Consider the following 23,799-nt stretch of genomic DNA (forward strand, 5'->3'; position numbering starts at 1 on the left):
CCTCTCCGTGGGCGGGGAGCGGGCTCTGCGGGCGAAGGGGGTCCGCTCGGGGGAGGACCCCGCCCGCACGCCTGTGACAGCATGGAGGGGATGACCGACGCAGCTCAGTGGCCCCCGCCCGCAGGGCGTCCGGACGACGCGGCCGTCCCGGCGCAGGACGGCGACCGGCGCAGGCCGCTGCCCGCTCCCGTCGCCCCGGCCTGGTCGCCCGCGCCGCCGAGCGCAGGTCCCGTACCGACCGGTCCCGCCGGGGGCTCCTGGTCGCCCGCCGGCGCCGGCCCCTGGTCGCCCGGACGCCCAGCGCCCGGCTGGACTCCCCCGCCCAAGCCCGGTCTCGTGCCGCTGCGCCCGCTCGGCTTCGGCACCCTGCTCGGCGCCCCGTTCCAGGTCCTCCGCCGCAGCCCCCGCACGACCCTGGGCGTCGCCCTGCTGGTGCAGGGCCTCGGGTCGGTGCTCGCCCTGGCGGTCTACGGCCTGATCGCGGTGCTCGCCGTCGGGCGCATCGCGCAGGCGGAGTCCGCCGACCGCGACGCCGTCGGCGCAGGCTCCCTCGCGGTCGTGGTCCTGGCCGCCCTCATCCCCCTCGCCGTCTCGCTGGCCAGCGGCGCCCTCGTGCAGGGCGTGGTCGTGCTCGAGATCACCCGCGGCGTCCTCGGCGAGCGGGCGACCTTCCGTCAGCTGCTCGCCCGGCTGCGGGGCCGCTTCTGGGCGCTGATCGGCTGGACGGTCCTGCAGGGCGTCGGCTACCTCCTCCTGGTGCTCCTCGCCGTGGCGCTCGCCGTGCCGCTGTTCGTCATCGGAGCGATGGACGGGACGTCGAGCGCGATCGTCGGCGGGATCCTGGTGCTCGTCGGCTCCGGCCTGGTCGCCCTCGCGCTGGGGGTCTGGCTGTCGACGAAGCTCGCCCTGGTGCCGAGCCTGATCGTCGTCGAGCGGCTGCCGCTGCGCCGTGCGGTGGCGCGCTCCTGGCGGCTGGTGGCGGGCGGCTTCTGGCGCACCTTCGGCGCGCTCGCGCTGATGACCGTGATCATCCAGGTCGCCGGCCAGATCGTGGCCACGCCGTTCAGCCTGCTCATCCCGATCGCCGGCGCCCTGATCGCCCCGACAGACCCGGACGCGCAGCTCGTCACCTCGCTCGTGGTGACGATCGCCTCCGTCGCCGTGGGCTTCGTGATCGGCGCCGTCGGCACGGTGCTCCAGTCGGCCGTGACGGGCCTGGTCTACCTCGACCGACGGATGCGCCGCGAGGGCTTCGACCTGGTGCTGATGCGCCACGTCGAGGAGCGCGCGGCGGGCCGCCCCTCCTCCGATCCCTTCCCCGTGCCGGAGCGCCCGTGATCCTCGCCGCGGCCCCTCTCGAGCCCGACGCGGAGCAGGCGCGCCGACTCCTCCTCGAGGAGCTCGCCGACCCGCGCTACCGGGCGGCCGAGCCGACCCTCTTCGACCGGGTGGTGCAGGCGGTGCGCGACTGGTTCGCCTCCCTCACGCTGCAGGGCGACGGCCCGCCGGTGCCGATCGCCGCCGTGATCGGCGTGCTGGTGCTGGTGGCGCTCGTGGTCGCCGCGCTCGTCATCGCCGGACGGCCCCGCGCCGGTCGCCGCAGCACCGTCACGGGAGCGGTGCTCGCCGACGACGACACCCGCTCGGCCGCGACCCTCCGCTCGCTCGCCGAGGCCGCGGCCGCCCGCGGGGACTGGGACGAGGCGCTCGTCGAGCGCTTCCGCGCCCTGGTGCGCTCCCTCGACGAGCGGACCGTCCTGCGGGTCTCGCCCGGCACGACCGCGCTCGGCCTGGCGTCGCGCGCCTCCGCGGCCTTCCCCTCCTCCGCCGCCGCGCTGCGCCGCACGGCCGACGACTTCGATCGCGCGCGCTACCTCGGGCAGCCCTGCGGCCCGGCCGAGTACGAGAGGGTCGCGGCTCTGGACCGCGAGCTCGCCGCGGCCTCGCCGGTCCTGGACGCCCTGGCGGCGCCCCGGTGAGCGCCGACACGGTCTCCAGCCCGACCCTCGGCGCACTGCTGCGCCGCGGACGGGTGTGGGTGCTCCTCCTCGTGATCGTCGCGGTCGGCACTCTGCTGCTCACCGTCGCGACCGGGACCCGGGTGGCCGCCCCGGACCTCGACGTCGACAGCGCGACCCCGGACGGCGCCCGCGCGCTCGCCCAGGTGCTGCGCGATCAGGGCGTCGAGGTCGTCCGCGCCGACGACCTGGACTCCGCTCTCGCCGCCTCCTCCCCGGACGCGACACTGCTCGTCGACGACCCGGACGTGGCCCTCGACGAGGCCCAGTACCGCCGGCTCGCCCGCGCCTCGGCCTCGCTCGTCCTGGTGACCCCGGGAGGAGCCGCGCTCGACGCCCTGCTGCCGGACGTCCGCTTCGCCGGCTCCCCGGCCGGCGACGGCCCCTTCCGCGCCGAGTGCCCGCTCCCGGCGGCCGAGCGCGCCGGGACGCTCCCCGCGGGAGGGAGCACGTACCGGATCCTCGACGACGGCGACGCGGTCGGCTGCTTCCCCTCAGGCGACGACGGCTTCCTGCTCGTGAGCACCGGGTTCCCGCAGGGCGCCGACGTCACCGCGATCGGCGACGCCGACCTCCTCCGCAACGGCACCATCGGCCAGGACGGCCGCGCCGCTCTCGCACTCGGACTGCTCGGCGGTGAGGACCGGCTGGTCTGGTACCGCGCCGGAGCCGCCGACTCGGCGAGCACCACCCCTGCACCCGCCGACCTCGCCCCCGGCTGGGTGACTCCGGCTCTCCTGCTGCTGGTGGCCGTGTTCGTCGCCTCCGCCGTCTGGCGCGGCCGCCGGCTCGGCCCGCTCGCGGTCGAGCCGCTGCCGGTCGTCGTGCACGCGAGCGAGACGGCCCGCGGCCGCGCGCGGCTCTACGCGCGCGGAGCCCTCCGGCCCCGCGCCCTCGACGCACTGCGCATCGGTACCCTCCGGCGGACGGCCGCGCTCCTGGGACTCGCTCCGGCGACCGGGGTCGACGAGATCGTCGCCGTCGCCGCCGAGCGCCTCGGCCGCGATCAGGCCGCGCTGCGCCGTCTGCTCGTCGACGACCTGCCGGGCGACGACGCCGCCCTCGTCGCCGCCTCCGACGAGCTCCTCCGCTTCGAGAGCGCGCTCCGCGCCGCCCTCTCCCCGACGACCGCCCGACGACCGGAAGGCCCCTCCCGATGAGCGACACCACCCCCTCCGCCCGCGACGGAGCGCCGGTCTCCGACGACGACCTGCGCGCCGAGCTCGACCGGGTCCGCTCCGAGGTCGGCCGCGCGGTCGTCGGCCAGGACGGCGCCGTCTCCGGGCTCCTGATCGCCCTCCTCGCGGGCGGCCACGTCCTGCTCGAGGGCGTCCCCGGAGTCGCGAAGACGCTGCTCGTGCGCGCCCTGTCCGTCTCGCTCGGCCTCGACACCCGCCGGGTGCAGTTCACGCCGGACCTGATGCCCGGCGACATCACCGGCTCCCTCGTCTACGACGCCTCCACCTCCGGCTTCGCCTTCCGCGAGGGCCCGGTCTTCACCAACCTCCTGCTGGCGGACGAGATCAACCGCACGCCGCCGAAGACCCAGGCCGCGCTCCTCGAGGCGATGGAGGAGCGCCAGGTCAGCGTCGACGGGCGCACCCTGCCTCTGCCGGACCCGTTCCTCGTCGCCGCTACCCAGAACCCGGTGGAGTACGAGGGGACCTACGTGCTCCCGGAGGCCCAGCTGGACCGGTTCCTGCTCAAGCTCGTGCTCGACATCCCGCCGCGCGACGTCGAGGTGGAGGTGCTCTCGCGCCACGCCGCGGGCTTCGACCCGCGCGATCTCGACGCCGCGGGCGTGCGCCCCGTGCTCGACGCCGCTCGTCTGCGCGCCGCCCAGGCGTCGGCCCGGCGCGTCGGAGCCGGCCCCGACGTCCTCGGCTACATCGTCGACCTCGCCCGAGCCACCCGCGAGAGCCCGAGCGTCAAGCTCGGCACCAGCCCCCGCGGCTCGACCGCCCTGCTCGCGGCGTCCCGCGCCTGGGCCTGGCTCAACGGCTACGGCTCGATCACCCCCGACCACGTGCAGGCGATGGTCCTGCCCGTGCTGCGCCACCGCATCCAGCTGGAGCCGGAGGCGGAGCTCGAGGGCGTCCGCACCGAGGCCGTCCTGGGCGGGATCCTGCAGCAGGTCCGCGTCCCGGTCTGAGCCGTGCACCTCACCGGACGCAGCGTCCTCGTCCTCCTCGTCGGCCTGGTGCCGGTCGTCCTCCTGGGCGGCCGCCCCGAGGTCGCCTTCGCCGTGCTCGGCCTCTGGCTCCTGGCCTGGGCGGTCCTCGTCGGGATCGACGTCGCGGTCGCGGGCTCGCCCCGGGCCGTCGTGCTCGAGCGGCGGGTGCCGGACCGGGTGCGGCTCGGCGAGCGGGCCGAGGCGACCCTCCTGGTCACGAGCACCGGCCGCAGGAGGATCACGGGGGTCCTCCGCGACGCCTGGGAGCCCTCGGCCGGCGCCCTCGAGACCCGGTCGCCCCTGCGTCTGCCTCCGGGCGAGCGCCGCGCGGTGACCACGGTCCTGGAGCCGCTCCGCCGCGGCGAGCGCCGGGCACTCCACGTCACCATCCGCTCCCGCGGGCCGCTCGGGCTGGCCGGCCGCCAGGCGACGCGGGCCGCGCCGGCCGTCGTCCGGGTGCTGCCCGCCTTCCGCTCCCGTCGCCACCTGCCCTCGCGCCTGGCGCGGCTGCGCGAGCTGGAGGGGCGGACCAGCGTGATGATCCGCGGGCAGGGAACGGAGTTCGACAGCCTGCGCGAGTACGTCCGCGGGGACGACGTCCGCTCGCTCGACTGGCGGGCGACCGCGCGGCGCCGGGAGCCGGTCGTCCGCACCTGGCGCCCGGAGCGCGACCGGCGCGTGATCGTCGTTCTCGACACGGGCCGCACGTCCGCCGCACGGATCGAGGACGAGCCGCGCCTGGACACGGCGATCGAGGCATCACTCCTTCTGGCGGCCCTCGCGGCCTCGGCCGGTGACCGGGTCGACGTGCTCGCGTTCGACCGCACCCGGCGAGCCCGCGTGCACGGCGCCACCGGCACGGAAGTGCTGACCCGCGTCGTGGACGCCCTCGCCCCCGTGCAGCCCCAGCTCATCGAGACCGACTGGGCGGCGGTCCCCGCGCAGGTGCGCACCCTGGCCTCCCAGCGCTCGCTGGTGGTCCTGCTCACAGCGCTCGACTCGGTCGGCTCGGCGGAGGGGCTCCTCGCGGTGCTACCGCAGCTCACTCGCGTGCACACGGTCGTGGTCGCCTGCGCACTCGACCCCGAGCTGCAGCGGATGGCGGAGGACCGGAGCGACCGGGCCGCGGTCTACTCCGCCGCCGCCGCCGAGCGCTCGCTCGCGGACGTCGACCGGCTCTCGGCCGCCGTCCGCCGTCTCGGCGGGGACGTCGTGCTCGGCAGCCCCTCCGCTCTCCCGCCGGCGCTCGCGGACCGCTACCTCGCCCTCAAGGCGGCCGGACGGCTCTGACCTGCGAGAGGGGCCGTCGCCGCTCCCGGGAGCGCGACTCGACGGCCGTGCTCGTCCGGCTCGGCTCAGCCGGCCGCGATGCTGCGCGACCCCGCCTCGAACCGGTCGAGGTCGCCCGTCTCCCCCGCCCGCACCGCGCGCCCGCCGACGACGATCATGTAGAAGAGGAACGCGCCGAGGGCGAGCGCCCCGATCCCGATCTTGAGCCACCAGGGCCAGGGCGCCGGAGTGACGAACCCCTCGATCACGCCCGAGACGAGCAGCACGAAGACCAGGCCGATCGCCACCGTGAACAGGCTCCGCGCGTCCTCGGCGAGCGCCTGGCCGCGGGTGCGCGCGCCGGGAGCGATCCAGGCCCAGAAGATCCGCAGGCCCGCGGCCGCGGCGACGAACACGGCCGTCAGCTCGAGCTGTCCGTGCGGCGCGATGTAGAGGAAGAACGTGTCGCCCTCCCCCACATGGAACATCACCGCGATCGACGTGCCGAGGTTCTGCGCGTTCTGCAGCAGGATGTACGGCACGTAGACGCCGACGATCCCGAAGGCCACGCACTGCGCCGCAATCCAGGCGTTGTTGGTCCAGACCTGCCCGGCGAACGAGGCGGCGGGGTTCTCGGAGTAGTAGTCGATGAAGTCGCCCCGGGCGAAGCGCCGCAGCTCCTCGTCGTCGCCCAGCGCGGCGAGCAGGCGCGGGTCGCCGAGGATCCAGAGCGCGTAGAGCGTCGCCACCACCGCGGTCGCGAGGGCGACGGCGAGCGTCAGCCAGCGCAGCCGGTGCAGAGCGGCCGGGAGCGAGAGGACGACGAAGCGGGAGACCGCGGCGAGCGGCTCGTCTCGCGTGCCGGTCAGGCGTCCCCGAGCCCGCGAGAGCGAGACGGCGAGCCGCGTGCCGACGGCCGTCGATCCGGCGGTGGAGGAGATCGTGGCGAGGTCCGCGGATGCCGCCTGGTAGCGCTCGATCAGCTCGTCCGCCTCGGCTCCGGTCAGGCGGCGCCTGCGCGAGAGCTCGTCGAGGCGGGTCCACTGCGCAGTGCGGGCGGCCGAGAGAGCGTCGATGTCCATCTCCTGACAGGATAGCCAGGCACGCCGCCGAGGCCGAGCATCCGGGAGGAGCACCGTGGAGGAGCAGCGCACCGAGTTCGACGACGCCGACCTGATCACCGGCGAGGCGATCGCGCTCGAGGTGCCCGTCACCTCCTTCGTGCTCCGCGCGGTCGGCGCGATCATCGACCTGATCGCGGAGCTCCTGCTCGCGCTGGGCCTGTTCCTGCTGGTCTCCTCCCTCTCCGGGGACGGCGGCCTGGACCCCGCCGCCTCGGCCGCCGTGGCGATCGCGGCCCTCGTCATCGCCGTGGTGATCGTGCCGGTCACCGTCGAGACGGCCAGTCGCGGCCGCTCGCTCGGGAAGCTCACCGTCGGCGCTCGCGTCGTCCGCGACGACGGCGGTTCCATCGGCTTCCGGCACGCCCTCGTGCGCGGCCTCACCGGCGTCCTCGAGATCCTGATGACCTTCGGCGGGCTCGCCGCGGTCGTCGGCCTCCTCTCGCGCCGATCGCGCCGTCTCGGCGACGTCCTCGCGGGCACGCACAGCCAGCTCGAGCGCGTTCCCCGCGCGGAGCCGCTGGTCGTCGAGATCCCGGAGCCGCTGCGGGGCTGGGCCGTCACGGCGGACACCGCGCGCCTCCCCGACGCCCTGGCGCGCCGACTGGCGCAGTTCCTCCGTCAGCGCCACGGCATGACGGAGCCGTCGCGCTCGCAGCTCGCCGCCGCGCTGGCCGACGAGACCGCGGTCCACGTCTCCCCGCTGCCCGCCGCGCCCGCGGAGGACTTCCTCCTCGCCGTGGCCGCACTCCGCCGGGCGCGGGAGGAGCGCGCCCTGCTCCTGTCCGACCAGCGCCTCGAGCGGCTGGCCCCCGTGCTCTCGAGCACGCCGCGCGGCTTCCCCGAGCGGCCCTGACGCGCGCGGCAGCGGCCTAGGCGGGCCCCGCGCCGTAGCGGACGGTCTCCCAGCCGCGCGGGACGAGGAGCCGCCGGTCGTGCTTGGCGCAGAGGTCGTAGCCGTGCGGATCCGGCGCAGGACTCAGCGGCCCGACCGCCACCAGCGAGTCGCGGTAGTCGTAGGTCAGCGTGACGACGGCCTGCGCACGGCAGCCCGTCCGCGAGCAGTGCCGTCCGGTCATCGCCGCCCACAGTAGCAATAGGCTGGAGCCATGCCCCGTGCTCGTCGTTCCGCCGCTCGCCCGACGAGCGGGTCGCGCGGAGGCTCCCGCGACCGGCACGGCCGCGGCGCACGAGGGCCGATCACCGGTCCGCACCTCCCCCTGCTGCAGACCCGCTCCGACTTCTTCGAGGCGACGATCGGCTCGGCCTTCGACTACCTCCGCGGCACCTGGCCGGAGGAGCTCGCCGGCATCCGCGTCGACGTCGCGGCGACTCCCGACGTCGACCCCGACCGGCTGCAGGGCACGGGCATCGCGCGGTGGCGCGTCGACCACGCCGCGCGCCGCATCACGCTCTACCGCGTGCCGATCGAGCGCCTGGCGAAGCTGCACCGCCGCGACGAGTGGCACCAGCGCATGCTGATCGAGAGCTACGTGTTCCGCGCCGTCGCGGAGCTGCTCGGCCGCGACCCGTGGGACATCTCCCCGGACCGCTACCGGCACCCCTGAGGCGCCGGCAGCTCTGAGGCGCCGGGACCGCTGAGGCGCCGGCACGGCCGAGGCGCCGCCGCCCCGCGTCTCAGTGCGAGTAGACCGTGATCGGCGAGGAGAGCGGTCCCGGCGGGACGATCGTGTACGAGGCGATCCGCCCGTCGCGCGCGATCGAGACCGAGGCCTGCACGGGCTGGGTGCTGCTGACGACCGCGCCGTCGCCGTCCAGCGGGGTCGCGAGAGCCGCGAACGGGCCGAGCTCGAGCGTGCGGGTGCCGCCCGGGGCCTCGATCTCGACCGAGGCGGTCGAGTCGCTGCCGTTGACCAGGTGCAGCCGCGCGTCGCCCTCGCCCGTGCCGGCGACGCCGAAGGGCGTCGTGGTCGCGGTGCCGGAGGCGAACCAGGCGAAGTCCGTGCCGGCCGAGCCGGTCGAGGTCGTCCGCCCCGCCGCGACGATCGGCTGATCGGCCCGCAGGACGATGCGGTAGGAGCCGTCCGCCAGGCCCGTGAGCGGGACCTCGCCGACGAGGCCGGCGGGGACGACGACCTGGGTGGAGGCGCCCGACCCGCTCGGATCCTCGTTGGTGACCTCGACCGAGACCGTGCTGTCGGCGTCGCCGGGGGTGAGGATGCGCAGCACGGGGCTGCCCGCGCCGCCGCTGCCGTCGTCGCTCGCGGTCTCGGCCGGAGGCGACGTGACGGTGAAGCCGGCGATCACGGCGAGCGTGTCCGGGCCGGCGGAGGGGCCGGTGGTCTCGACGCCCTCCGGGGTGAGGCCGGAGATGGCGCTGCTCTGCATGCTCGCGGCGACCTCGCCGCCCCGGGCGGTCACGTGCACGACGGGCTGGACGACCCCGGGGGCGAGCCCCGCGAGCGGGAGCGCGCGGACCGCTCCGGCCGGAACGACGATGCCCGTGGCGCCGGTGGCCTGGACGGTGCCGGTCTCGGAGAAGAGCGTGAGGTCGACGGTGGAGGCGACCTCGCTCGGGTTCGCCAGGATCAGCACGGAGGTGCGCCCGACGTCGGTCGAGCCGGCCACGAGCCAGCTGTCGGCCGAGGGCTCGGCGCAGGCGCGGGCCGACAGTCCGGAGAGGGTGTCCGTGCCGATGCCCTGGACGGTGGCTCCGCCGGGAGCGGGGTCGGAGCCCGCGGGCACGCTCAGACCGGTGATGCCGGTGCCCGGTGCGGCGACGTCGTCCTCGTCGAGGACCGTGGGGTCCGAGGTGGAGCCCTCGGGCCGGACCGCGGTCGCCGCGCCGTCGAGGGCACGCAGCTGCTCCGGCTCTCCGGCGTCGATCAGATCGCCGCCGCAGACCAGCGAGCTGTCGGCCGCGACGGGCGTCACGACGACGCCCTCCGCGGCGCTCGAGACCAGGGGGGACGGGAGGAGCTGGGGCACGACCACGGCGGCCGCGGCGATCACGACTCCGGCCGCGCCCACCGCACCGCGCAGGGCCGTCCGGCGCCGACGGGCGGCCGAGGGTGCGCGATCGGGCGTCGAGGCCGCGGCGCGATCGGCGCGGCGCTCCGCGCGGGAGCGGCGGGCGGAGGACTCGGGCATCTGCTTCTCCTGGTCGGCGGGGTCAGACATCGTCGTTCCCGTCGTCGAACTGGCCGGTGGCCTCGCCCGGTTCGTCGTCGATCCCGGCGACCGCGCCGCTGGAGCGGCCCCGCTCGAGCGAGAGCCCGGTGGGCACCGCCAGCAGGAGGGCGACGACGAAGACGAGGAGGAGGGCGATCGTGTAGGCGATCCCGAAGGGCCCGACCACGCCGGACGGAGCGGCCTCGGTGCGGGTCCCCTCGGTGTCGACGGCCGTCCAGAGGAGCCCGTAGCGGGTGTCGCCGACGGCCGAGAACGCCGCGTTGCCGTCGAGGGAGACGGCCGCCCGCGCGCGCACGGCGGCGGCCGCGTCGCCGACCTGGGTGCCGGCCGGCTCGGTCAGCACGACGAAGCGCACGCCGAGGCTCTCGAGCGCGGAGGGGACGTCGTAGCCCGTCCGCGAGACGAGGTTGCCCGCCAGCTCGTCGATCGCGTCCGTGCTCTCGGCGCCGGTGTTCGCGAGGGTCGACTGCTGGTCGAGGGTCGCGCCCGCTCCGCGCTCCAGCCGGGCGAGGACGCCGCCGTCCGCCTGCGGGACGAGCACGATCGTGCCCACCCGCGGGTCGTTCCGGGCCTCGGCCGCCACGTAGGCGGGGAGCGAGCGGTCCGACGTGGTCGACACGGACGTGCCGGCGCCGGACGGGAAGGCCACCGCGAGCGGACCGACCAGTGCTGCTGCCGCGGCCGTGACGACGAGCGCCGGCACCACGCGCACGGAGCGCACGGCGGCGAGCGAGAGCGACGCGCCGATCACCAGGCCGAGCCAGTAGAGGCTGAGACCGGTGCCGCTCCAGACGGAGACCGCCTCGGAGCCGGTGGTCGCGACCTGCACGCCCTGGGCGAGCGAGGCGGTCACGAGACCCGCCGCCGCGACGCCGACGCCGCCGAGGGCCGAGAGGTTGTTCGGGAGGAGGAGGGCGGCCAGCGCCGCGACGATCAGCGGCACGACGAGCACGGCCGTGACCAGCGGGGCGGCGGAGGCGCCGATCCCCAGACCGCCGAGGAACGCGAGCCATCCGTCGGGCAGACCGGCCGGGAAGCCGGCGAGCAGCGCGACGAGGTCCGACTGCGCGGAGGGCAGCGGGACGCCCGGATCCGCGAGGACGCCGAGCCAGTCGCCCCGCGGTGCGCGGGCGACCACCAGCGGGAAGAGGAGGACGGCCGCGGGGATCGGCAGGCCGAGGAAGCGGCCGATCCGCCGCCCCGAGGTGGCGACGACGACGAGCCAGATCACCAGGAGCGGCACGGCCAGCACCGGCGCGCACGCGACGACGGCCGCAGCCAGGATCGAGGCGCTCGCGGAGGCGGACCAGGAGCGGTACGCGCCGAACCCGGCGAAGAAGAGCCAGGGAAGCAGCACGTGCACCAGCAGCGGGGCGGGGTGCCCGTCGGCCTGCGCGGCGAAGAAGGCGGGAGCGAGGATGTAGACGAGGGCTCCGGCGGCGCGGGCGGTCGCGCGCGGGGTGAGCCGCGCGATCATCAGCCAGGCGCCGAGGGCGGCAGCGGGGAGCGCGACGAGGTAGAGCAGCACCATCGAGTAGCTGGGCGACCAGAAGGTCAGCGAGCCGAGCACGGCGAGGACGGCGGCGAACGGGTCCGCCGCGCCGATGAACCCTGAGCCGAGGTCGCGCCAGCCGTAGGCCGCGTTGCGCCAGAGCTCGCCGACGGTCGGCGAGAGCGTCAGCAGACCGCCACCGCTGAGCGCGGGAGCAGCGAGGAGCGGCGTGTAGATCACCAGGCCGGCGAGCGCGGCGACGAGGACGACCCACACTCCCCCGCCCTGGAAGAAGTGCAGCGGATGGCGGTCCCGCCCGGCCTGCACGCGCACGGCGTCGTGGCGCACCGAGCGCAGCTGCCGCACCACGTCCAGCGGGATGCGCAGCGGCGCGACGGCCTTCCAGCCCACGTTCTTCGACGAGCGCAGCACCGTGCGGGCCCGCAGCACCTTCGTCCCCCCGAAGGCGACGACGAGGGCCGCGAGCAGCTCTCCTCCGACCAGCCCGGGCTGCTTGCGCAGCAGGCGCACGACCGCGCGGCCGATCGCCAGGGGGACGAGCGAGAGCCAGTGCAGGAGGAGGAGCGCGACGGGCGCGTAGGCGAGCCGGCGGTGCAGCTGCGCGGTGCGGTGCTGGCGCGCGCGGCGCCGCTCCCCGCTGTCGATGCGGCGGCCGTCGGGGCGCTGCAGCCCGATGCGGGCGGTGGTGACGCGGGCGTCCGGCACGCGGCTGACCCGGTGCCCGGCGAGCCGGGTGCGGATCGAGAAGTCGAGCGCGTCGTCGACGACCGGCAGGCCGGGGTCGAAGCCGCCGAGCTCCTCCCAGAGGGAGTGGCGCACGAGCATGCCGCCGGCGGCGACGGCCAGGACGTCGGGCGTGGAGTCGTGCTGGCCCTGGTCGAGCTCGTCCTCGACGAGGTGGACGGTCGTGCCGTGCTTGGTGATCGACTCGCCGTAGCTGCGGATGTAGCCGGAGCGCGTCCAGTCCATGATCTTGGGCCCGGCGACCGCGACGGAGGGGGCGACCTCGACGGCTCCCAGCAGCGCCGCGAGGGCGCCGGGCTCGGGGGCGGAGTCCTGCGCGAGCAGCCACAGCCACTCGTCCTCTCCGGCCGGCGGCTGCATCACGCGGACCGCGCGGGCCACGGCCTGGCCGAAGGGGAGGTGCTCGGCGACCTGCACGAGCTGCGTCGGACCCCAGGACGCGAGGAGCTCGTCGGTCGTGTCCTTCGAGCCTCCGTCGACGAACACCGTCGCGTCGGGCTGACGGGTCTGCGCCCGCAGAGCCGCGAGGGTTCGTTCCAGATAGGCCGCGCCGTTGCGCGCGACGAGGACGGCGGTGACTCGTGGATACATCGCGGACCACCCTAAGCGATGCCGCCGCGCCGCCCGCCTGCGGCTCGCCGCCCCGTCGGTCGGGTCGCGGCGAGGAGGGGACTAGGCCCGGCGGCGCAGCTTCCGGCGCTCGCGCTCGGAGAGGCCGCCCCAGATGCCGAACCGCTCGTCGTTCTCGAGCGCGTACTCGAGGCACTGGGCCCGGACCTCGCACGAGGTGCAGATCTTCTTGGCGTCGCGGGTCGAGCCGCCCTTCTCGGGGAAGAAGGCCTCGGGATCGGTCTGCGCGCACAGCGAGTCGACCTGCCAGGAGAGCGCGCCCCCCGGCGCCTCGGTCGCGGTGTCGATCCCGGGTCGGACCCCGGGCACGCCCAGACGGACCGGATCGACGAACCAGTCCTCGGGGACTCCGGAGTGCTGTTCCGGAAGCGTCATGCCGTCTCCTACCCCGCCTGCGAACCGATGATCGGCGGCCGCTCCTCCCGGAGCCGCTGCCTAGGTAATTACAGCGGTGTCATTCGCTCAGGTCAAGTCGCGGACCATAAACCCTCAACCCGCCGTGGAGGGTTCACGACACACCGGCGTGTCGCGAACGTGAGATCCGATCAGGCGGTCGCGGCGCTCCGTGCGCGCCAGGCGCTCTCCACCATCTCGGCGACGGTGTGCCGCATCTCCCAGCCCAGGTCGCGGGCCGCCGTCTCACCGGAGGCGACGATGCGGGGCGGATCGCCCGGCCGCCGCGGGGCGACCTCGGGCGTGAAGGCGATGCCGGTGCTGTCGGCGATCGCGCGCATGATCTCCCCGACGGAGGCCCCGGATCCGCTGCCCAGGTTGTAGACCGGGTCGATCGGCTCGCCGGCGGCCAGGCGGCGCGCCGCGGCGACGTGCGCGAGCGCCAGGTCGGCGACGTGGATGTAGTCGCGGACGCAGGTGCCGTCCGGCGTCGGGTAGTCGTCGCCGTTGATCCGGGGCGTGCGGCCGTCCAGCAGAGCCTCGAAGACGAGGGGGAAGAGGTTGTGGGGGCTGGTGTCGTAGACGTCCGGGTAGCCGGACCCGACGACGTTGAAGTAGCGCAGGGAGGCGTGCCGGACGCCGTGCGCCCGCCCCGCGTCCGCGAGCAGCCACTCGCCGATCAGCTTCGACTCGCCGTAGGGCGACTCCGGGCTCTTGGGGGTGTCCTCGGTGACGATCTCGACGTCGACCGCGCCGTAGACGGCAGCGCTCGAGGAGAAGACGATCGAGGAGACGCCGGCGCGCTCCATCGCCGCCAGCACGCGCATGGTGCCGGTGACGTTCTGCTCGTACGTGTGCAGGGGGCGCTGCACCGAGACTCCGGCGTACTTGAACCCGGCGACGTGGACGACGCCCTCGATGTCGTGCTCGGCGAGCACGCGGTCGAGCAGGGCCTCGTCGAGGATCGATCCCTGATGGAACGGGACGCCCTCGGGCACGAACGACGCGTGCCCCGAGGAGAGGTCGTCGAGGACCACGGGGTCGATGCCCTGCTCCGAGAACGCGCGCACCACGTGCGCCCCGATGTATCCGGCTCCCCCGGTGACCAGCCATGCCATGTGGATCCTCCTCGGTGCGGGCCCGCGACTCCGCGCGCCGGAAGACACCCTAGCGGCGGGGATCGACGGCGTGGATGGGCCGGATGACGACGGGTGGCGATATCCTGCCGCCGTGCTCCGCTCCGTCGCCCTCCTCGCCCTGCCCGGCCTCGCGCCGTTCGAGTTCGGGGTCGTCTGCGAGGTGTTCGGGATCGACCGCGGCACCGACGGAGGTCCCGCCCTCGACTTCCGGATCGCCACTCCCGATCCCGGCCCCGTCCGCACGAGCCTCGGAGTCGACCTGCTGATCGCCGATGGTCTCCACGCGGCCCGGGACGCGGACCTGATCGCCGTCCCCGCCCACGGCCGCGGGCCCGCCGACGAGCGGGTGCTCGACCTCCTCCGCGAGGCTCACGAGCGCGGCGCGTGGATCCTCAGCGTCTGCAGCGGGGCCTTCACCCTGGCGCAGGCGGGCCTGCTCGACGGCCGGCGCGCGACCACCCACTGGATGCACGCCGCGGAGCTCGCCCGGCGCTTCCCCTCCGTCACGGTGGACCCCGAGGTCCTCTACGTGCAGGAGGGGCGCATCGTGACGAGCGCGGGCACCGCGGCCGGCATCGACGCGGCGCTGCACGTGGTGCGCGAGGAGCTGGGCGCGACGGCGGCGAGCGTCGTCGCCCGGCGGATGGTCGTGCCCCCGCAGCGCCACGGCGGGCAGGCGCAGTACCTGCGGACCCCCGTTCCCGAGGCGCGCGCGGACTCGCTGGCCGAGGTCACCGAGTGGATGCTGGAGCACCTCGACGAGGACCTCTCGATCGAGGCGCTGGCCCGTCGCGCCCTGATGGCCCCCCGCACCTTCGCGCGCCGCTTCCGGGCCGACCTCGGCACGACTCCGCTCGCCTGGCTCACCCGCCAGCGCCTCCTCCGGGCGCAGGTGCTGCTGGAGGAGACGGAGCTGACCCTCGAGGCGGTCGCCGCGCGGGTCGGCTTCGGCACGGCCGCGGTGATGCGCCACCACTTCACGCGCGTCCTGCGGACCACGCCGGCGGCCTACCGCCGCACCTTCGCCGCCTGAGCGGCCGGGTCGTTGGAGGGGTCAGACCGTCGCGACGAAGAGCGTGCCCCGTCCGGTGACGGCGAGAGCGCCCTCCGACGGGGTCACGAACACACTGCCGCCGCGCTCGACGCGGACCGAGCCCTCGGCGCCCTCGAGCGAGAACGAGCCCTCGGTCGCGATCGCGATGGCGGGCCCGTGCAGGGCGACGCGGGCCGGCTCCTCCGACGCCGGCTGCACGACGGCGAGCACGAAGTCGAGGACGTCCGGACGGTAGACGCGCACGCCCGGCCCGGCCTCCTCGGCCGGGAGGTAGGGCACGGGCAGCGGCGAGAACTCGAGCACGCTCACCAGCTCGGGCACGTCGATGTGCTTGGGCGTGAGGCCCCCGCGCAGCACGTTGTCGGAGGCGGCCATCAGCTCCACGCCCGTGCCCGCGAGGTAGGCGTGGATGTTGCCGGCGGGCAGGTAGAGCACCTCGCCGCGGGCGAGGCGGACGCGGTTGAGCAGGAGCGAGAGCACGATTCCGGGGTCGCCCGGGTAGCTCTCGGCCAGGTCCCGGACCGTGGTCGTCTCGAGGCGGTCGTCGCCCGCGGACGCCGCGACGACCGCGGACACCAGCGCGGCGACCTCGGCACGGTCGCCGTCGGCGAGCAGCCACGACACGGCGCCGCGGAGGACCTCCGAGGGCTCGCCCTCGAGCGTCCGGGCGAACCGCGCGATCGCGGCCGCCTCCTCCGTCGGGGCGCGCCCGGCCAGCTCGGCGAGCAGCGCCCGGGCGTCCGCCGGCTCACGGAAGCCGCAGAGCGCGTCGAAGGTCTCGCTGAGCGCGTAGATCAGCTCGGGCTTGTGGAACGGGTCCTTGTAGTTGCGATCGGCGGCGTCGCGGGGGATGCCGGCCTCCTCCTCCTCGACGAACCGGCGCCGGGCCCGCTCGGACGAGGGGTGGGCCTGGAGCGACAGCGGCCCGCCCGCCGCGAGGATCTTGAGCAGGAACGGCAGACGGGGAGCGCCCGAGACCGGATCGACCGACCCCTCCACTCCGGCGAGCGCCGCCTCGGGGTGCTCGCCGATCCACTCGGCGAGCGTGCCGGCGCCGACCGAGGCGGGGTCGAGGATGCGCGCGGGCGAGCCCGGGTGCGCGCCGAGCCAGAGCTCGGCCTCGGGGGCGCCGGAGGGCGCGGTGCCGAGGGCCTCCGAGATGCCGGTGAGCGAGCCCCAGGCGTAGTCGCGGGGGGTGTTGCCGATCGGGATGAACACGGGAGCGCTGGCCTTCCGTCCGAGGGGTGGGTCCGAGCCGCTCAGCCGGACGCGCCGGGGCCGCTCCGCTGCGACGCTAGCAGGATCCACAACGCGGGCCCGGGAGGAGGGCCCGCCTGTTGGTGCTCTCCGCCAGAGGACGCGGCACTCGCAGGCGCGCTTCGTACGCTGGGACTCGCAGCACTGTCGCCGTCGGAGCGGTCGCCGTGCCGCATCCGACGAGCGAGGGAGCACAGAGCATGGACAGCACGACCTTCGAGACCCTGGGGGCCGACTTCTACGGGTTCGAGGCGGCGCTCACGCCCGCCGAGAAGGAGCTGCTGGTCGGCGTCCGCGCGTTCCTCGAGGAGCAGGTGCGGCCGATCGCCGACGAGTACTGGGAGCGCGCGGAGTTCCCGCGGCAGCTGATCCCCGCGATCCACGCCACCGGCGTCATCGGCCTCTCCTGGCCCGAGACCCGCGCGATCGAGAACTCCGCCGTGTTCCGCGGCTGGGTGGCGCTCGAGCTGGGCCGGGTGGACGCGGGCATCGCGACCTACGTGGGCGTGCAGAACGGCCTGGTGATGGGAACGGTCGGCGTCGCCGGCTCCGAGGAGCAGCGCGCCGAGTGGCTGCCGAAGCTCGCCTCGGGCGAGGTCGTCGGCGCCTTCGGGCTCACCGAGCCGCACTCCGGCTCCGACTCCGCCCAGGGCCTGCGCACCACCGCCCGCCGGGACGGCGACGACTGGATCCTCGACGGCGAGAAGCGCTGGATCGGCAACGCGACCTTCAGCGACGTGACCGTGATCTGGGCGAAGGACGCGGAGGACGGCCAGGTGAAGGGCTTCCTCGTCCCCACCTCGACGCCGGGCTACCGCGCCACCGCCATCGCGCGCAAGCAGAGCCTGCGCACGGTGCAGAACGCCGACATCGTGCTCGAGGGCGTCCGCGTCCCGGAGTCGCTGCGCCTGCAGGGCGCGAACTCGTTCCGCGACACCGCGAAGGTGCTCCGGCTCACCCGCGCCGAGGTCGCCTGGCAGGCCATCGGCGTCGCGATCGGCGCCTACGACGCGGCGCTGCGCTACGCGAAGGAGCGCGTGCAGTTCGGCAAGCCGCTCGTCGGGCACCAGCTGGTGCAGGACCTCCTGGTCAAGAGCATCGGCAACATCACGGCCAGCATCGCCCTGGCGACCCGCGTGTCCGAGATGCTCGACGCCGGCGAGCAGCGCGACGAGCACTCCGCCCTCGCGAAGGCCTACGCGACGGCTCGGATGCGCGAGACCGTCGCCTGGTGCCGCGAGGTGATGGGCGGCAACGGCATCGTCCTCGACTACGGCGTCGCCCGCTTCTTCGCCGACGCGGAGGCCCTCTACTCCTACGAGGGCACCCGCGAGATGAACACGCTGATCGTCGGCCGCTCGATCACCGGCACCGCTGCGTTCGTCTGAGCCTCCCCGGCCGGGGAGGGTGCGGCGGCGCGCCCGGCACGCCGCCGCGCCGCCCCCGCTCCCTAGACTGGTCGCCATGATCCGACGCGCCGCCCCCGCCGCTCCCCGAGCGCTCGCGGTGGCGGTGCTGGCCGTGCTGCTGGCCGGCCAGTCGCTGCGGAACCTCGCCGGATGGTGGGGCTGGGGCGTCGTCGTCGCGGTGCTCCTGGGCGCCTCGATCGCCGTGCTCGTCCGCGCCCGCCCCCGCCTGCGCTGGGCCCGCACGCCGAAGTCGCTGGTCCTCTTCCTCGGGCTCGCGGTGCTCTCGCTGCTGTGGTCCGCCTATCCGGGAGCGAGCGCGATCGGAGTCACGGCGCAGCTCGCGACGACGCTCGGCGGCGTCGTCCTCGCCGTCACGCTGAGCAGCCGGGAGCTGCTCACGGCTCTCGGACGGGCCCTGCGCCTCTCCGTCGGCCTGTCGCTCCTCTTCGAGCTCGTGATCGCGGTCGTCGTGCGGCAGCCCGTCCTGCCGTTCGGCGTCGAGCCTCCCGCCGACGGACCGACGCCCGACGCCTTCTACTGGTCGCAGGCCGCCCTCTTCACCGGCGAGCCCGTCCAGGGGATCGTCGGCAACCGCAACCTCCTCGGCTTCCTCGCCCTGCTCGGCCTGATCGTGATCGCGATCGAGCTGGCGGCCCACTCGATCCGGCGCCGGTGGGGAGCGGTCTGGGTCGCCCTGTTCGTCGCGACCCTCCTGCTCACCCGCTCGGCGACCGTCCTGCTCTGCCTCGTCGCCGTCGTCCTCGCGGCCGCGTTCGCGCTCTGGGCTCGCCGGAGGGGCGAGTCCCGCCGGCGTCCCGTCTACCTGACCGCCGCGGGGCTGGCGGTGGCGGCCGTCGCCGGAGGCGCCGCGGGCTGGGGCGCCCTCCTCGGCCTGCTCGGCAAGAGCGAGGACGCCACGGGCCGCCTCGACATCTGGGACTCGGTGATCGCGCTCACGCTGCAGCGTCCGGTCCTCGGCTGGGGCTGGGTCAGCTACTGGGCTCCCTGGGCCGCCCCGTTCGACACCCTCGCCGAGCGCAAGGGCGTGCTCTACCTGCAGGCCCACGACGCCTGGCTCGACGTCGCCCTCCAGCTGGGAGCGGTCGGCCTCGTCCTCTTCGCGGCGCTCGCCGTCTCGACGCTGTGGCGCTCCTGGTTCCGCGCGGTCGACCGCCCGCGGCGCGACGCGACCTCGACTCTCCCCTACACGGCCGTCAGCCTCGCTCCGCTGCTGATCGTGGTCGCCCTCCTGGCGCAGTCGCTGTTCGAGAGCCGGATCCTGATCGAGGGAGGCTGGCTGCTCCTCGTCCTCTTCGCGGTGCAGACCAAGCGACCGGCGACCGAGACGCCCGAGGTCCTCGCCGCGACCCCGCTCCCCCTCGCCGACGCCTCCCCGAGGCGATGAGGCCCCGCCGCCCCTCGCTCCCCGCCTCCGTCGCCGACGCGACGGCGTCCCCGCAGTTCGCGGCGGCCCTCGCGCAGACCACTCTCGTCACCGTCCTCTGCGCCCCGGCGGTCCGCGGGCTCATCGGCTGGCCCGGCTACATCGCCGCCGTCGCCACGCTCACCGCCCTCGCCGCGGTCATGCTCGTCCTGCGGCGCGGGCGGCTCGACTGGGAGGGCCTGCTGCCCACGAGCATCCTGGTGTTCCTCGGCTGGATCGCGCTCAGCGTGCTGTGGAGCGACTACACCTGGGCCACGGTCTCGAGCGTCGTCTACCAGTTCGCCCTGGCGTTCCTGGCGATCGCGATCGGCCTCACGCGCGACATCATCCAGATCATCCGCTCGGTCGGCGACGTGCTGCGGGTCGTGCTGATCGCCTCGCTGGCCGTGGAGGTGCTCTCGGGGGTGCTGATCGACCAGCCGCTGCGCTTCCTCGGCGTGGAGGGCCTGCTCGCGGTCGGCGGGCCGATCCAGGGACTCGTCGGCACGCGCAACCAGCTCGGGCTGGTCTGCCTGCTGGCGATCGTGACGTTCTCGGTGGAGCTGATGACCCGCTCCGTCGCCCGCGGGCCGGCCGTCGCCTCGATCGCCCTCGCCGCGGTCACCCTCCTCTTCACGCGCTCCGCCGTGAGCGCGGGCGTGCTCGCCGTGGCCGTCGTCGTCGCCCTCGCTCTGCGCTGGGTGCGCCACGGCGACGGCACCCACCGCCGTCGGCGGCAGTTCGCGGTGCTCGGCGTCGCCGCCGCGGCCTCCCTCACCGTGTGGCTCCTGCGCTACCGGGTGATCGAGCTGCTGAACGCGGGCAGCGAGTTCGAGTTCCGGCTGCGGCTCTGGCAGCAGGTCTGGCGCTTCACGGACCTCGCTCCGATCGTCGGCTGGGGCTGGGTGGGCTACTGGCGGCCCGACCTCTACCCCTTCACCGCCATCGACTACCTCTCGGGCCGCCCGCACTCGTCGAGCCTCAACGCGCTCTTCGACGTGGCCCTGCAGGTCGGCGCGGTCGGGGTGGTCCTCTTCGTCGTGCTGATCGGCCTCGCGCTCTGGCGCTCCTGGCTGATCGCCTCCGAGCGCAAGGCGGTCGTGCACGTCTGGCCGGTGCTGGTGCTGACCGTGCTGATGGTCACCGCGCTGGCCGAGAGCTCGATCCTGCTCGACGCCGGCTGGCTGCTCGTGGTGCTCTGCGCGATGCGCGCGGCCCAGGGACTGAGCTGGCGCCGGCTCCTGCACCCGCGGGACTGACCGGACTCCTCAGCGCCCGCGCCGCCGCGCCACCTGACGGAGCACGGCGAGGTGCTCCTCCCGGCAGCGCTCCCAGCTGAAGGACCGGGCGCGCTCGACGCCGAGCGGGCCGAGCTCGCCGGTCCGCTCGATCGCCTCGAGGATCCCGTCCGCGATCGAGCGCGGCTCGAGCGGATCGACGTAGACCGCGGCGTCCCCGCAGATCTCCGGGAGCGAGCCCGCGTCGGACGCGGCGACCGGGCATCCCGACGCCATCGCCTCGATGGGCGGGAGGCCGAAGCCCTCGTAGAGGCTCGGGAACGCCAGCACCGCGGCTCGGCGGTAGAGGTCGGCGAGCTCCTCCGGAGTGACGTGGCCGCGCCACTCGACGAAGTCCGGCAGCGGGCCGAGGCGGTCCAGATCCCCTCCCGTCAGCACGAGGCGGAGGGCGTGCCCCTCCTCCCGCAGCAGGCGCACCGCCTCGAACAGGCGGGCGTGGTTCTTGTGCGGCCAGGCGCGCGCCGGGTAGAAGACGAAGTCCTCGCGTGTGCCCAGATTCGCGACGAAGCGCCGGGTGTCCACGCCGAGATGCGACACGTGGATCCTCTCCTCCTGGATGCCCAGCAGCTCGACGATCCGCCCCTTGGTGAAGGCGCTGATGGTGATGACCGCGTCGGCGCGGCGAGCGGTCGCCTCGTAGGCGAGCCGGCGGAAGACGCGCTCGACGCGGGGGAAGAGGTGCGGGAGGTCGCGGTGCTGCAGATCGAACAGCATCTGCACGTGCCCCTGCCGCCGCGACGGCCACGGGAGCGGGACCGTGAACGGGAAGTAGAGCACTGCGTCCCGGCCGAGGCGCCGACGCAGCTGCGGCGTGCGCAGGAGCGCCTGGAGCATCCCCACGGCCCGGCGGCGGTGGCCCGCCCCGCTGACGACCCCCTCGGCCACGACCTCGGGCACGCCCTCGCTGAAGCCGCGCGCGTTCTCGGGGACGAGCACCTGCACGGCGGGCCCCTCCTCCCCCGGCCGCGGCGCGAGGAGGCGCGTGAGCGCGCGCGCGTAGGTCTCGCCGCCGCCCATCCCGCCCGGGTCGACGGTGAGCACGGCGAGCGTGACGGGGCGGAGTTCCGGCATGGCGTCCAATCGGTCCGAAGCCCGGCCAGGATACCGGCGGGCCGCACCGCTCCCGGCGCCCGGCCGTGCCCGTGGGTAGTATGTGTCCCGCTGTCATCGACCCCGACGAATTGGACCACCACGTGCCCCGCGCTTTGATCACCGGAATCACCGGCCAGGACGGCCTCTACCTCGCCGAGCTCCTCCTCTCGAAGGGCTACGAGGTCTTCGGGCTCGTCCGCGGGCAGAACAACCCCAAGTACGAGCTGGTCCGCCGCACCGTGCCCGAGGTGACCCTGCTCACCGGCGACCTGACCGACGTGTCGAGCCTGGTGCGCGTGCTCGCCGCCGCCCAGCCCGACGAGGTCTACAACCTCGGTGCGATCTCGTTCGTCGCCTACTCGTGGGAGAACGCGTCGCTCACCACCGATGTGACCGGCAAGGGCGTGCTCAACATCCTCGAGGCGACCCGCCTCTACGCCGGCTCCGACATGTCGCGCGTGAAGTTCTACCAGGCCTCCTCCTCCGAGATGTTCGGCAAGGTCCAGCAGGTCCCGCAGAGCGAGGAGACGCTGCTCTGGCCGCGCTCGCCCTACGGAGTGGCCAAGGTCTTCGGCCACTACATGACCATCAACTACCGCGAGTCGTACGGCATGCACGCCTCCTCCGGCATCCTCTTCAACCACGAGTCGCCCCGCCGCGGCCCGGAGTTCGTCACCCGCAAGATCAGCCTCGCGGTCGCCCGCATCAAGCTCGGCCTCCAGGAGACGCTGGAGCTCGGCAACCTCGACGCGAAGCGCGACTGGGGCTTCGCCGGCGACTACGTCGACGCGATGTGGCGCATGCTGCAGCAGCCCGAGGGCGACGACTACGTGGTCGCGACCGGCGAGACCCACGAGATCCGCGAGTACCTCGACATCGCCTTCAACCACGTCGGCATCGAGGACTGGACCCCGTACGTGACCCAGAACCCCGCGTTCATGCGTCCCGCCGAGGTGGACCTGCTGATCGGCGACCCGGCGAAGGCGCGCGACGTCCTCGGCTGGGAGCCGAAGGTCTCGTTCCCCGAGCTCGTGGCGATGATGGTCGAGAACGACCTCGCCGAGCAGTCCGCGCTGATCAAGTAGTCATGCCTGCCGCTCTCGTCACCGGAGCGAGCGGTCAGGACGGGGGCTACCTCGTCGAGCGCCTGCTCGCCGACGGCTGGGAGGTCTCCGCGCTCGTGCGCGGGACCGACGACGCCGCTCTTCCCGCCGCCGTCCGCGCCTTCGAGGGCGATCTCCGCGACGCCTCCGGCCTCGGCCGTATCGTCGCGGAGGCGCAGCCGGACACGGTCTTCCACCTCGCCGGCCTCTCCTCCGTCGCGCTCTCGTGGAAGGAGCCCGTGCTCACGGCCGAGGTGACCGGCACCGCGGTCGCCGCGCTCCTGGAGGCCTCGCTGGCGCTCCAGGAGTCGGCGGGCCGGGAGGTCCGCTTCGTCCAGGCCTCCTCCTCCGAGATCTTCGGGGCCGCGACCGAGAACCCGCAGACCGAGCGGACCCCGATCCGCCCGGTCTCGCCTTACGGAGCCGCGAAGGCGTTCGCGCACCACCTCGTCGCGGTCTACCGCGGCCGAGGGCTCCACGCCTCGTCCGGCATCCTCTACAACCACGAGTCGCCGCGTCGGCCGCTCGGCTTCGTCACCCGCAAGATCACCGCCGGAGTCGCGGCGATCGCGACGGGCGCCGAGTCGGAGCTCTCGCTCGGCAATCTCGACGCGCGCCGCGACTGGGGCTGGGCTCCCGACTACGTGGACGCCCTCGTGCGCGCCTCGCGCGCCGAGGAGGCGAGCGACTACGTCGTGGCGACCGGAGTCGCGCACTCGGTCCGCGACTTCGTCCGTGCCGCCTTCACCGCGGCCGGCATCGACGACTGGGAGCAGCGGGTCACGATCGACCCGCGGTTCGCGCGCCCCGTGGACGCCCCCGAGATGCGCGGGGACGCCTCCCGGGCCCGCGAAGTGCTCGGCTGGGCGCCGACCGTCGGCTTCGAGGAGATCGTCGCCCGCATGGTCGAGAACGACCTCGAGCTGGCGCGCCGCTCCGACTGAGCCGCGCCCACCGCGTGCAGAAGGCCCCCGCTCCTGGAGCGGGGGCCTTCTGCACGCGGTGGGTCG

21 protein-coding genes are annotated in these 23,799 nt (G+C 74.8%); 13 read left to right on the forward strand and 8 right to left on the reverse strand.

Annotation, left to right across the window (positions count from 1 at the left end):
• Positions 1–90: 90 nt before the first annotated feature.
• From C5C63_RS01370 to C5C63_RS01390, 5 genes are read left to right on the forward strand one after another with little or no spacing between them, the layout of a single operon-like run.
• Entirely contained in the window at positions 91–1,338 is a 1,248-nt protein-coding gene (locus C5C63_RS01370) for a hypothetical protein (protein WP_146086337.1), read from the forward strand.
• A complete protein-coding gene (locus C5C63_RS01375) occupies positions 1,335–1,979 on the forward strand; it encodes a DUF4129 domain-containing protein (RefSeq protein WP_104325369.1) in 645 nt (214 codons plus the stop codon). Before C5C63_RS01370 ends, C5C63_RS01375 begins: the two co-directional genes overlap by 4 nt.
• Entirely contained in the window at positions 1,976–3,178 is a 1,203-nt protein-coding gene (locus C5C63_RS01380; RefSeq protein ID WP_104225485.1) for a DUF4350 domain-containing protein, read from the forward strand. Before C5C63_RS01375 ends, C5C63_RS01380 begins: the two co-directional genes overlap by 4 nt.
• A complete protein-coding gene (locus tag C5C63_RS01385; protein ID WP_104224137.1) occupies positions 3,175–4,170 on the forward strand; it encodes a MoxR family ATPase in 996 nt (331 codons plus the stop codon). Before C5C63_RS01380 ends, C5C63_RS01385 begins: the two co-directional genes overlap by 4 nt.
• A gap of 3 nt (positions 4,171–4,173) precedes the next feature.
• Positions 4,174–5,481, forward strand: a complete 1,308-nt coding sequence (locus C5C63_RS01390) for a DUF58 domain-containing protein (RefSeq protein ID WP_104294946.1) — start codon at positions 4,174–4,176, stop codon at positions 5,479–5,481.
• Positions 5,482–5,546: 65 nt separating this feature from the next.
• Here C5C63_RS01390 and C5C63_RS01395 read toward each other — a convergent pair whose 3' ends face one another.
• Positions 5,547–6,542, reverse strand: coding sequence for a stage II sporulation protein M (locus tag C5C63_RS01395; RefSeq protein WP_104224139.1), 996 nt, complete (start codon positions 6,540–6,542; stop codon positions 5,547–5,549).
• 55 nt (positions 6,543–6,597) lie between these two features.
• Between C5C63_RS01395 and C5C63_RS01400 the strand changes: the two genes are divergently transcribed.
• A complete protein-coding gene (locus C5C63_RS01400; protein WP_244230605.1) occupies positions 6,598–7,437 on the forward strand; it encodes an RDD family protein in 840 nt (279 codons plus the stop codon).
• Positions 7,438–7,453: 16 nt separating this feature from the next.
• On the opposite strand, the gene C5C63_RS01405 is transcribed toward C5C63_RS01400, so the two are convergent.
• Complete coding sequence (locus tag C5C63_RS01405) at positions 7,454–7,660, reverse strand: DUF3499 family protein (RefSeq protein ID WP_104325371.1); 207 nt, start codon at positions 7,658–7,660, stop codon at positions 7,454–7,456.
• Between the two features lie 30 nt (positions 7,661–7,690).
• Between C5C63_RS01405 and C5C63_RS01410 the strand changes: the two genes are divergently transcribed.
• Positions 7,691–8,149, forward strand: coding sequence for a metallopeptidase family protein (locus tag C5C63_RS01410; protein ID WP_104224142.1), 459 nt, complete (start codon positions 7,691–7,693; stop codon positions 8,147–8,149).
• A 70-nt stretch (positions 8,150–8,219) separates the two neighbouring features.
• Here C5C63_RS01410 and C5C63_RS01415 read toward each other — a convergent pair whose 3' ends face one another.
• The 4 genes from C5C63_RS01415 to galE all read right to left on the reverse strand — a co-directional run bounded on the left by C5C63_RS01415 (position 8,220) and on the right by galE (position 14,132).
• Positions 8,220–9,722: a DUF5719 family protein gene (locus C5C63_RS01415; protein WP_146078918.1), complete on the reverse strand. Its 1,503-nt coding sequence runs from the start codon at positions 9,720–9,722 to the stop codon at positions 8,220–8,222.
• Positions 9,715–12,582: a glycosyltransferase family 2 protein gene (locus tag C5C63_RS01420; protein WP_104325372.1), complete on the reverse strand. Its 2,868-nt coding sequence runs from the start codon at positions 12,580–12,582 to the stop codon at positions 9,715–9,717. The genes C5C63_RS01415 and C5C63_RS01420 overlap by 8 nt, the downstream gene beginning before the upstream one ends.
• Before the next feature lie 81 nt (positions 12,583–12,663).
• On the reverse strand, positions 12,664–12,996 hold the full coding sequence (locus C5C63_RS01425; protein ID WP_104224145.1) for a WhiB family transcriptional regulator: 333 nt from the start codon (positions 12,994–12,996) through the stop codon (positions 12,664–12,666).
• Positions 12,997–13,166: 170 nt separating this feature from the next.
• Positions 13,167–14,132, reverse strand: coding sequence for a UDP-glucose 4-epimerase GalE (galE, locus tag C5C63_RS01430; RefSeq protein ID WP_104255247.1), 966 nt, complete (start codon positions 14,130–14,132; stop codon positions 13,167–13,169).
• A gap of 112 nt (positions 14,133–14,244) precedes the next feature.
• Here galE and C5C63_RS01435 point away from each other — a divergent pair, with 112 nt between their 5' ends.
• On the forward strand, positions 14,245–15,186 hold the full coding sequence (locus C5C63_RS01435; RefSeq protein ID WP_104325373.1) for a GlxA family transcriptional regulator: 942 nt from the start codon (positions 14,245–14,247) through the stop codon (positions 15,184–15,186).
• 21 nt (positions 15,187–15,207) lie between these two features.
• Here the strand turns inward: C5C63_RS01435 and manA are convergent, their stop codons facing one another.
• Complete coding sequence (gene manA, locus C5C63_RS01440; protein ID WP_104325374.1) at positions 15,208–16,425, reverse strand: mannose-6-phosphate isomerase, class I; 1,218 nt, start codon at positions 16,423–16,425, stop codon at positions 15,208–15,210.
• Positions 16,426–16,664: 239 nt separating this feature from the next.
• Here manA and C5C63_RS01445 point away from each other — a divergent pair, with 239 nt between their 5' ends.
• The 3 genes from C5C63_RS01445 (at position 16,665) to C5C63_RS01455 (ending at position 20,555) form a co-directional block, all read left to right on the forward strand.
• Positions 16,665–17,852, forward strand: coding sequence for an acyl-CoA dehydrogenase family protein (locus C5C63_RS01445; RefSeq protein ID WP_104324133.1), 1,188 nt, complete (start codon positions 16,665–16,667; stop codon positions 17,850–17,852).
• Positions 17,853–17,928: 76 nt separating this feature from the next.
• Complete coding sequence (locus C5C63_RS01450; RefSeq protein ID WP_104232810.1) at positions 17,929–19,278, forward strand: O-antigen ligase; 1,350 nt, start codon at positions 17,929–17,931, stop codon at positions 19,276–19,278.
• Complete coding sequence (locus C5C63_RS01455) at positions 19,275–20,555, forward strand: O-antigen ligase (protein ID WP_104325375.1); 1,281 nt, start codon at positions 19,275–19,277, stop codon at positions 20,553–20,555. Before C5C63_RS01450 ends, C5C63_RS01455 begins: the two co-directional genes overlap by 4 nt.
• A gap of 9 nt (positions 20,556–20,564) precedes the next feature.
• Here the strand turns inward: C5C63_RS01455 and C5C63_RS01460 are convergent, their stop codons facing one another.
• Positions 20,565–21,665 (reverse strand): glycosyltransferase family 1 protein, encoded by a 1,101-nt coding sequence (locus C5C63_RS01460; RefSeq protein ID WP_104294938.1) that lies wholly within the window; start codon positions 21,663–21,665, stop codon positions 20,565–20,567.
• A 122-nt stretch (positions 21,666–21,787) separates the two neighbouring features.
• On the opposite strand from C5C63_RS01460, the gene C5C63_RS01465 reads away from it, so the two are divergent.
• Positions 21,788–22,771: a GDP-mannose 4,6-dehydratase gene (locus C5C63_RS01465; protein WP_104275317.1), complete on the forward strand. Its 984-nt coding sequence runs from the start codon at positions 21,788–21,790 to the stop codon at positions 22,769–22,771.
• Between the two features lie 2 nt (positions 22,772–22,773).
• Complete coding sequence (locus tag C5C63_RS01470; RefSeq protein WP_104232814.1) at positions 22,774–23,733, forward strand: GDP-mannose 4,6-dehydratase; 960 nt, start codon at positions 22,774–22,776, stop codon at positions 23,731–23,733.
• The last annotated feature ends 66 nt before the right edge of the window (positions 23,734–23,799 follow it).

Source organism: Rathayibacter sp. AY1B8, from assembly GCF_002932775.1.
In the GTDB taxonomy this organism is placed as follows: domain Bacteria; phylum Actinomycetota; class Actinomycetes; order Actinomycetales; family Microbacteriaceae; genus Rathayibacter.